Here is a 7,015-nt window from a genome sequence, read left to right as displayed (position 1 = left end):
AAGCGTGTAAGGTAGACCAGATAAGGGTTTCCAGCCATTTTTCGACCCAACAAGTGCCAGGTTTTTACACTATAACCGTCTTGCATCCTGGAATTTTCGCCGACAACAGCACCAAATTTTACCTCGACAGAGGGTCAACATTGAGCGAAGTCGAGATGTTGAAACCATTCATTGCCCATTCCCTATTCCCTATTGCCTCTCCCCACCACAAGACTTATTCAGCAGCCTCTAAGTAGTCGGACAAAGACTGAGACAAAAAAAATTGGGAGATACTTTGCATCTCCCGCTTGGTTCGACTAGACTAATATGCAAACTAAGAAAGACTAAAACATCAGACCAAATATCTAGGCAGCGACAAAGATGTCATTCGCGTTATTGGCAAATGTGCTAGCAGACTGCCAACTCACGGTGGCTAACAAGTCGCCGCCTTGACGGATTTCTGCACCATTTGCACCATCAGCGAAACTCAACGCATCCACATCACTAACGATTAGAGATGTCTGACCAAGCTGGAAGTTATTAATCACATCGAATCCAACTCCTTGTGAGAGGACGACATCGGCATCACCGTGACCCAGCCAGATGGTATCCTGACCAACACCACTATCAATGTAATCTGCTCCATTATTGGCACCATTGGCGTAAATGATGTCGTCGCCTTGGCCACCGAGAATATAATCAGGACATGAACCACCGTAGATTAAGTCATCACCACGACCACCGATAAGGATATCTCGACCGCCATTACCGTAAAGGGTGTCATCACCATTACCACCATCGAGATAATCCGAAGCAGAACTACCGTATAAACCATCATCGCCACCTCTACCATAGATGGTATCGCCGCCGCCGTTACCGTAGAGAAGGTCGTCATCAGCGCCACCATCGATATAATCACTCTCGTGGCTTCCGGCAATTGTATCGTTACCTGCGTTACCAAAGAGAAAATCTTCGCCGCCGTTGCTATTTATCGTATCATCGCCCGCTCGACCTTGGATGTACTCGTTAGCTGATGTGCCGTTGAGTTGATCATTTCCTGAGGTTCCCACAATTGATTCATGGGTGCTGATTTCAGCTATAGACTGAGTAGAACTAACAGTATCAAATGTGGAGACGAAAGAGGTGCCATCTTGCAAGGTTACTTCAAAGGAAACATCCTGCAGTCCGAAAGCACCACCACTGTTAGAAGAAATACCTGAACCACCAGAAAGACTGTCTGTGTCTATTGAGAAGCGGAATGAATCACCTACACCAAAGGAGTCGGGAGCAAAGTTGATGGTTACAGTTGGGAAATCGAATCCACTATCAGGAGAAAAAGAAATATCGCTAGCCGTTAAACCCACAAGGTCTACTGGAGACAAACGCTGAGACGGATCAAAATTTGCATCCGCATCTCCCCCAGCGCTTAGATCGAAGGTAACTGACTTGATATATGTGTTCGGCAGACCCTGATCAAAGGAAATACCATAAAAATCGGGATCGAACAAACTGGTACTACCTGTTGTATCAGCGATAATTGTTGTAAATTGTACAGCCATCAGATTTTCTCCTTCGTAAATAGTTGGTTTGAAAATGATACCCTCGTTTAAATTAATCAGGAGGTAATATCCTGATTGAGGATGATTGCGAAACGTTGTACCACCTATATTTTTGGTGGTTGCTATTGTTTCGGTATAGTCTCCGAAAAATTACTTCAAACGACTGTGATTTTAAGGTTCGTTTTGTTTTTTCCTGACCACAATTTAACTATAACCGTATTTTTACGCAGATCAATAAAGTTAAAATAAACTTTCTATAAAGTTTTTGTGAAGTTAAACTGTTTATAAAAACAAAAAACTCTCCCCTTAGGGAGAGCTAATTCATCTACCTACAAACTTGCATTAATATTTATCGAGAAAAGACAGTTTTTTCTCTAATTTGCTAACCATTAATCTGAAGGGTTCACTCTTGTCGTTAACCCTGTAGAGTCAGCCAAACTTTAATTGTTGTAATAATGGTTACGGCTTTATTTGGGATGAGTTGGCATGATTAAATAAACGGCTTGGCTCAACACTTAGGTTTCTATAGTATTCAGTTTTATCAGCCAATGGCGCTCAATGGGTGAAAAATCCGGAGAGTTTGCCAACTCTTTAAAATTGTCCGGAAATCTTTACAGATATTTCATAGAATCAGCCTTAAAGCAGATTGACAAATGCCCACCCTTAATGTAATAGAAATCATTTATGTCTCTGTTTCATTAACCGGACGATCGCTTGAATCAAATCCTTGGGGTCAACAGGCTTGGGTAGATGTTGCTGAAATCCGGCGGCTAGGGCTTTTTGCTGATTGGAGTCTCCCGCATACGCCGTTAATGCGATCGCCGGAATTTGGGCTTGGCTTGAGGACATACCCCGAATCTGTTGCAATAAATCATAGCCATTCATCTGGGGCATACCAATGTCACTCACCAGGATATCAATAGTTAACTGGTTGAACTGTGACAACACTTCCGGTGCCGATGCCATTGTCATCACCTCTGCCCCAGCTTGTTGCAGAATAACCCCCATCAGTTCTCGTGTGTCGGCTTCATCATCGACAAATAAGACTCGTATTCCTTGCAGGGGAGGGGTATTTGGCTGGCGTTGGCAAGCAGGGGTATCATTTTGCCTGGGTTCCCTTTGAGCTCGAAGCAGGGGGAATTTCACGGTAAACGTGGCGCCCTGTCCTTCTCCTAGGCTTTCTGCCTGGATTATGCCACCATGTAAGTCTACAATATGACGTGCGATCGCGAGTCCTAATCCTAATCCCCCAAATTGGCGCGTCATGGAACTGTCTGCTTGACGGAAATAGTCGAAAATATGAGGAAGAATATCGGCAGAGATTCCGATACCTGTATCGCTTACCGTAATCTGGGCAAAGCCATCCACCGCCGCCAATGTCACCTCAACCTGTCCCCCGGATGGGGTAAACTTCACCGCATTGGAGAGTAAATTCCACACCACTTGTTGCAACCGCCCAGAGTCCCCATCAATCAAACCCACTTTACCGATAAAATGCGTCTGAATTTGAATCGATTTCGCCTCCGCCGCCAACTGCACTGTTTCAATTGCGGCTTTAATTGTGATCGCTAAATCAAGCCGATGACGAGTCAGAGAAACTTTTCCGCGCAGAATTCGGGCGACATCGAGTAAGTCATCCACTAACTGAATTTGAATCGTGGCATTGCGTTCAATAGTTGCCAATGCCTTATCTGTGGCGGCTTGATCGAACTGACGAGTACGGAGTAGCTTTGTCCATCCCAGGATAGGATTCAGGGGAGAACGCAACTCATGAGACAAAATCGCCAGAAATTCATCTTTAATCCGGTTGGCAGATTCTGCCTCTTTACGGGCGGCACGTTCTCGTGCTAGAAGTTGTTCACGCTCCCGTTCTGCCTGTTTGCGTTCGGTGATATCCACAAATGCACCAATCACGCCGCGCACCTCACCGGAGTCGTGGTACAGGGGAACAGCTTTGCCATACAGAAAGCGCACCATTCCATCCTCAAAGACAAATTCTATTTCATCGACAACCTCTTGTCCGGTTCTGGCTGCACGCTGCATCGGTAAGTCTTCGGGGATATATTCTTGTCCGTTTTTGTATTGTTTAAAGGGCAGGGGATGGGAATCATCAGCAGGGGTTGCGGTTGTCACGGAACCTAGTGGCATCCGCATTAAATTGTACGCAGTATGGTTAGCCGTCATCTGATGACAGTGAGGATCATGGGCAATCCAAAGCGCCGCTGGGGTAATTTCCATTAACGTTTCTAACTCTTGCACTCTGGCGTGGGCAAAGGCTTCACTCATGCGTAAAGCGGCTTCTACCCGCTTGAGTTCAGAAATTTCCATCACGGTGACACCGACTCCCAAGAGTTCACCATCGGGTAGGCAAACGGGGAAGTGATTGGCTAAAGCATGGCGATAAATACCGGGTTGAACGTCACCACTAAACTCAAAGTTCAGCCTCGGTTGGCGAGTCTGTAAGATCTGATCCAGTATGGGCGCAAATTCAGGTGCCATCTGTGGCACGACTTCCCAGAGAGTATGACCTAAATGGTGACTCAGGGGGACTCCATTCATTGTGGCTAAGGCTTCATTGGCATAAAGATAGCGTAAGTCATGGTCAAAAAATGCCATGCCAATGGGGGAACTGGCAATAAAGGCATTGAGAACCGTTTCACTTTTGCGTAGTGCGAACTCGGCTTGTTTTTGTTCGGTAATATCGCTAAAGGAAATGGCGACGCCATCGTCTAATTTGACCGCCATGTTGCGAAACCAGCCCACAATTCCTTCGGATTCGTAGCGCACTTCGATATCATGGGGGGTTCCGGTTTCTACGACGTTGACATAGCGTTCAAATAAGTCACTATTGGTTTGATTCCCTGGCAGGATATTAAGCAGGCGTTGACCGAGTAACTCGGAAACCGAATGATGTAGCATTTTTGCCGCCGTGGGATTGACATAGATCCACTCAAAATCAACAATGTTTCCGGCGGGATTGCGAAGGCTTTTGAGGATAGTAAACCCATCTAAGGACAGATCTTGGGCAACCCGAAATCGTTCTTCACTGCGGCGTAGCGCTTTCTTTGCCTGTTTACGTTCAGTAATGTCTCGACAGATGGATTGAACGGTGGGCAAACCATCCAGCATAAATAGGGTGGAACTGACTTCAACGGGAATGCGTTGACCGTCTTTAGTCCGATGTACCGATTCGACAACAACTCGTTTCTCCTGCAACAATTTCTGGAAACTGACTTGAAGATCGGCTAAGGGGATGTCCAAAATATCCGTAACCGATAAGGTGAGGAGTTCTTGGCGGGTATAGCCTAACCGTTTACAGGCTTGTTCATTCACCTCAATGAGTTGTCCGGGTTGATTGTCGGGAGTGAGGGGATAGACGAGTACCCAGTCTTCCATGCCATTAAACAAGGTACTAAAGCGCTGTTCTCTCTCCCGTAAGGCGGCTTCTATTTGTTTGAGATCGGTAATATCGTTAATGAAGGCATAGAAGCCTTTGACATGACCTTGCGGGTCAATATCTGGGATATACTGGCGACGAACGTAGCGTGATCCTCCATCTTTGAACGGCATCCACATTTCTACGTTGATCGGTTCACCCGCTAAGGCAGTTTCGATATCCCGACGCATGTATTCATAGACTTCTGAACCCACAAAATCTGCCACAGATTGACCGATCAGATGTTCGGCTGAATCTCCAAACCAAGTGGTAAAGGCGCGATTAACGAAGCGGTAACGACAATCGGAATCCACGTAAGCAATTAGCGCCGGAACCGCATCCGCAACTAAGCGCAAATCGGTTTCCCGTTGTTTGAGGGTAGCTTCGGTTGCTTTGCGATCGCGAATATCGATGGTGCTACCAATCACACGAATCGGATGTCCTTGATCATCTCGTGAAACAACCAATCCTTGATCCAAGATTGGAATATAGTGATTGTTTTTGTGCAGAACCCGATATTCGATTTGATAGGAATCCCCCTGACTCAACGCTGTTGCTGTCTCCTGATCCATTCGTTCCACATCATCAGGATGAATGCGATCGCGCCACCAGTTGACAGTGGGTTCGGCTTCGCTGAGGGAATAGCCTAAAATGCTGGTCAGTCCATCGGTTCGTTCTACTCGATTCGTGGTAATCTGCCAATCATAAATTAGGGCATTGACGGCTTGGGCGGCAAATTGGAATCGTTCGTTGGCAAGATGTAAGCATTCTTGCTGCTGGCGTAGTTCAGCTTCAATTTGTTTTTGGGCGGTGGCGTCGAATAATGTACCGATTACCCGGATAGCGTTCCCGGTTTGATTCCGTAGAATAGAACCGCGATCTAAAATATGGGCATAGCTACCATCTGTCTTTTGATACCGATACTCCGCCATCCAGCGATCGCCTGTACCCGCGAGTGCTTCCTGGAAACTGGCAACAACCTCTTCGCGATCGTCGGGATGTAGGTGTTCAATCCACCATTCCCAGGAATATGCCGTTGACTGTGGGCGAGTCCCTAAACATTCATTGTATGCTGCGTTCCAGCTAATGATACCCTGTTCTAAGTCACACTCATAAATGGCATCTTTTGTCGCCCGCAGTACCAAAGACAGGCGTTCCTCGGTTTTCTGTAAGCGGGTTTCCACCGTCTGGCGCGTCTCTCGTTCCTGCGCCAGTTGCTGTTCATAATGATTAACCTTGTCATCCAACTCGCCCACTCGTTGTTGTAATGCCACAATTTGATCAAGAAGGGTGTTGGGTTCCTTGTTTTTTTCCTTCATTAGTTAACTCCTTCTGACCAAACTTGTGATTACTCAAACTCGATGGGAGCATCTTAGTTTAGCAAAAAACACCGGAAGCCCCACGCCGTCCTGAAAGGCGGCGCTGGGATTGATAGGTGGGATGATTTGAGGACTTTGAGTCCTCAAATTATCCAAATTACTAAACAACTTCACACAGCCCTCCTCGCTTGCGAATAGGCTTTACAGCAGAAGGTTTAACTACTTTGTTTTTTACTCCAGGATAGTTTTTGAGTTTTACACCAGCGCCTAAATTCTGCATCCCAATTACTTCATATATAGTTCCCTCAAACAGAACTAAGTCGTGTTGTTTATAGGGATATCGTTTTTTCTTGATAGAGCGGCGTCCAGCGCTTGCCTTGTGAGCGCGATGCTGCCTCAAATTCTCGCTGTTAAGATTGATATTCCTTGTCCTACGACCAGAAGAGAGTTCTGAACCCGAGCGGATTTTCCCATCTCTGAGGTCGCGATACTTGGCATCGTAGAATTGCTCTAGAGACCGCTTGTTACGACGGATCTGTTCGAGCATCAAAGGTCTAGTTACGCGAGGTTGAGTTCTCCCGCCAGCAATGACAAAAGCATCATTGTGGTGGGACTTCTCTATCGATAGCTCCCGGCGCTTACCCTTGGTGATATAGCCGAAAGTTGAGTTGTGCTGACCTTCTTGTGTTAAGCGCCACCTCACCATTGTCATAAAGGTTTCA

2 protein-coding genes and 2 pseudogenes are annotated in these 7,015 nt (G+C 46.4%); 1 reads left to right on the top strand and 3 read right to left on the bottom strand.

Annotation, left to right across the window (positions count from 1 at the left end; all coding sequences use genetic code 11):
- A pseudogene (locus RID53_RS32595) lies at nt 1–236 on the top strand (hypothetical protein); the annotation flags it as partial.
- A gap of 108 nt (nt 237–344) precedes the next feature.
- Here RID53_RS32595 and RID53_RS32590 read toward each other — a convergent pair.
- The 3 genes and pseudogenes from RID53_RS32590 to RID53_RS32580 all read right to left on the bottom strand — a co-directional run.
- Nucleotides 345–1,538 carry a calcium-binding protein gene (locus tag RID53_RS32590; RefSeq protein ID WP_446392047.1) on the bottom strand — a complete coding sequence of 398 codons (1,194 nt, stop codon included), beginning with the start codon at nt 1,536–1,538 and terminating at the stop codon, nt 345–347.
- Between the two features lie 678 nt (nt 1,539–2,216).
- Nucleotides 2,217–6,293, bottom strand: a complete 4,077-nt coding sequence (locus tag RID53_RS32585; protein WP_446392046.1) for a PAS domain S-box protein — start codon at nt 6,291–6,293, stop codon at nt 2,217–2,219.
- Between the two features lie 160 nt (nt 6,294–6,453).
- Nucleotides 6,454–7,015, bottom strand: a pseudogene (locus RID53_RS32580) (RNA-guided endonuclease IscB); the annotation flags it as partial.

This window comes from Coleofasciculus sp. B1-GNL1-01 (assembly GCF_040220235.1).
GTDB lineage: Bacteria > Cyanobacteriota > Cyanobacteriia > Cyanobacteriales > Coleofasciculaceae > Coleofasciculus.
The sequence above is the reverse complement of the archived record's forward strand: the minus strand, read 5'-3'. Positions and strand labels throughout refer to the sequence as shown.

Excerpts from the sequence above, each read along its gene's own strand:
- RID53_RS32590 (WP_446392047.1), bottom strand. The coding sequence starts at position 1,538 with ATGGCTGTACAATTTACAACAATTATCGCTGATACAACAGGTAGTACC.
- RID53_RS32585 (WP_446392046.1), bottom strand. The coding sequence starts at position 6,293 with ATGAAGGAAAAAAACAAGGAACCCAACACCCTTCTTGATCAAATTGTG.